The sequence below is a fragment of the Mycobacterium sp. genome (assembly GCF_049673265.1).
Taxonomy (GTDB): Bacteria; Actinomycetota; Actinomycetes; order Mycobacteriales; family Mycobacteriaceae; genus Mycobacterium.
Map to the genome: position 1 here is coordinate 1 of NZ_JBATXN010000391.1, position 2,873 is coordinate 2,873.

Below are 2,873 nucleotides of genomic sequence, written 5' to 3' on the forward strand. Positions count from 1 at the left end.
TGGAGGGCCCGTCCTACACCAGGCCGCCGAGCTGGCGGGGACTCGACGTCCCGGATGTTCTGCTATCCGGCGACCACGCTCGCGTCGAGTCTTGGCGACGGCAGGCTGCCGAGCAGCGCACCCGTGAACGCCGCCCCGACCTATGGGATCGAGATCGACGCTAGAGCGGATTTCACCGAGAAATCCCGCACCACCGTCGATCTCGGCGGGGATAAGCCTCAGATCCGCCCGGACCGCTGCCGAGATGGTGGCGCCCTCGGCGGCGGCGTCTTGGGCGGCCTGCTCGATGCGCGCCGACAGTCCATCGAACGCGCCGCCAGTCATGTCCTGCAGAGACTGCGGCGCCGTAGATCGTGGCTTGGAGGCCCGCCACAACCGCCGCCAGTGCCGCTGCGGTGGTGATCAACAGGAGCGACCGCGCCCGCATGGCCCTCCTCACACTGCCCTCGACCGACGCGCCGGACTAGCGGGTGGGTTGCGCTGTATGTCCCGAGGGCCTTGGTCATATCTACCGTTTGCCCACGTCACAGCCAGCTGCGCGGAATCGGCGATTCGCGCTGATTTCACTGCCTGGTCCCGATCTGGCACAATTGACCAGTTGTCTCCAGCGGTTGCCGGTCGGCCGGTCCGCTCCCGCCTGCTGCGAGATGCGCCCAGATGCCCGAATCCATCGGCTCGGTTGACTGTCCACGCTTCGACAGCGTGCAGCCCGCAGCCGCGACCGCAAGGAAGTGTCTTCCGACATGAACACGCTGGACTTCGTCGACAAGGCGTCGCTGCGCGACGACATCCCGGCTTTCGGCCCCGGCGACACGATCAATGTGCACGTCAAGGTGATCGAGGGCGCCAAAGAGCGCATCCAGGTGTTCAAGGGCGTCGTACTGCGTCGCCAGGGCGGCGGGGTCCGGGAGACCTTCACCGTTCGTAAGGAGAGCTACGGCGTGGGCGTCGAGCGGACCTTCCCGGTGCACTCGCCGAATATCGACCACATCGAGGTCGTGACCCGCGGTGACGTCCGCCGCGCCAAGCTCTACTACCTGCGCGAGCTGCGCGGCAAGAAAGCCAAGATCAAAGAGAAGCGCTGACCGTCCGAGCCGCCGCACGCGCATCGTCGCCCGACTGGTTCTGACTGCCGGCCCACTCAGCCCTCCGCTCACCCGGCGTGCATGGTCGCCCAGTTAGGCTGACGCAGTGACCGAAACCACCGACTCGTCGCCTGAGGGCCAACCCAACTCTGAACCGGCTGAGCCAGAAGTCGCGACAAGCCAACCGGCCACCACCGAATCAAGCGGCGCGGACGCCAACCCCAACGAGGACGAGCCCGAGGGCAAAAAGAAGGCGGCGCTGCGGGAAACCGTCATCCTTGCAGCGATCGCGCTGGTGCTCTACTACGTCATGTTGACGTTCGTGGCGCGGCCCTACCTGATCCCGTCGGAATCCATGGAACCCACCCTGCATGGATGTTCGGGTTGTGTCGGTGACCGGATCATGGTGGACAAGGTGACCTTCCGTTTCGGCTCACCGCACCCCGGCGACGTCATCGTGTTCAAGGGGCCGCCGTCGTGGAACCTGGGTTACAAGTCGATCCGCTCGCACGATGCCCCATTGCGCTGGGTGCAAAACGGGCTGTCGTTCATCGGCTTTGTGCCGCCCGACGAGAACGACCTCGTCAAGCGCGTCATCGCGGTTGGTGGACAGACCGTGCAGTGCCGAAGCAATACCGGGTTGACGGTCAACGGCGCGCGGCTGAAAGAGCCCTATCTGGATCCGGCCACGATGAACGCCGAGCCATCGGTGTACCCGTGTCTGGGCCCCGAGTTCGGGCCGGTCACCGTCCCACAGGGACGGTTGTGGGTGATGGGGGACAACCGCACCCATTCGGCGGACTCTCGGGCCCATTGCACCAGTACCCCAGCCGACGCAATGAACGGACTGCTGTGCACGGGCGATCCGATGGCGGGCACCGTGCCGGTGGGCAACGTCATCGGTAAGGCAAGGTTCATTGTGTGGCCGCCATCGCGATGGGGTGGTGTGCGTTCGGTCAATCCGCAGCAGAATCAGTAGGCATGGCCACCGCATGGCCGCCACGGACGGTAATTCGTAAATCCTCGGGCTTGCGCACACTGGAGTCGGCGCTGTACCGCAGCGGTCTTGGACCGGTGGCGGGTGTGGACGAGGTCGGCCGCGGAGCCTGCGCCGGGCCCTTGGTGGTCGCGGCTTGTGTGCTTGGCCCGGGAAGACTGGAAAGCCTTGCTGCGCTTGATGATTCGAAGAAACTCAACGAAAAGACACGGGAGAAGCTGTACCCGTTGATTTGCCGCTATGCGCTGGCCTACCACGTGGTGTTCATCCCGTCAGTCGAAGTTGACCGGCGGGGCGTGCACGTAGCAAACATCGAAGGCATGCGACGGGCCGTGGCCGGGCTGTCGCTGCGTCCCGGCTATGTGCTCAGCGACGGATTCCGGGTGCCGGGACTGGCGGTGCCGTCGCTGCCGGTGATCGGCGGCGACGCGGCAGCGGCCTGTATCGCTGCCGCCAGCGTGCTGGCCAAGGTCAGCCGGGACCGGTTGATGGTGGCGATGGACGCCGACCACCCGGGCTACGGGTTCGCCGAGCACAAGGGCTACAGCACCATTGCCCACTCTGCCGCGCTGAACGAGTTGGGCCCGTGTGCCGAGCATCGGTACTCGTTCATCAACGTCCGGCGGGTGGCGACCGGATCGGGCAGCCGCGTGCGCCTGGTGACGATGCGGGCCGGCACGGCCCGAGGAGCAGCCAGGCAATGGGGCGTGGCCGAGTGCATGCCGGATCCCTGCGACGACGACGGGTGGGGAAAGATGGAACCGGACTCGCATGAAACCGCGGAGTCGGGT

Annotated in this window: 3 protein-coding genes and 1 pseudogene; all 4 read left to right on the top strand. The window is 66.0% G+C overall.

Annotated features, from left to right (window positions below; translation table 11 throughout):
* Positions 1–164: pseudogene (locus WBF82_RS13530) on the top strand (tRNA (guanosine(37)-N1)-methyltransferase TrmD); the annotation flags it as partial.
* Positions 165–743: 579 nt separating this feature from the next.
* Complete coding sequence (rplS, locus tag WBF82_RS13535; RefSeq protein ID WP_424077964.1) at positions 744–1,085, top strand: 50S ribosomal protein L19; 342 nt, start codon at positions 744–746, stop codon at positions 1,083–1,085.
* Positions 1,086–1,191: 106 nt separating this feature from the next.
* Positions 1,192–2,064, top strand: coding sequence for a signal peptidase I (gene lepB / locus WBF82_RS13540; RefSeq protein ID WP_424383523.1), 873 nt, complete (start codon positions 1,192–1,194; stop codon positions 2,062–2,064).
* 2 nt (positions 2,065–2,066) lie between these two features.
* Positions 2,067–2,873 (top strand): ribonuclease HII (locus WBF82_RS13545; protein WP_424383524.1); only part of this gene is annotated, 807 nt, incomplete at its 3' end.

Excerpts from the sequence above, each read along its gene's own strand:
- rplS (WP_424077964.1), top strand. The coding sequence starts at position 744 with ATGAACACGCTGGACTTCGTCGACAAGGCGTCGCTGCGCGACGACATC.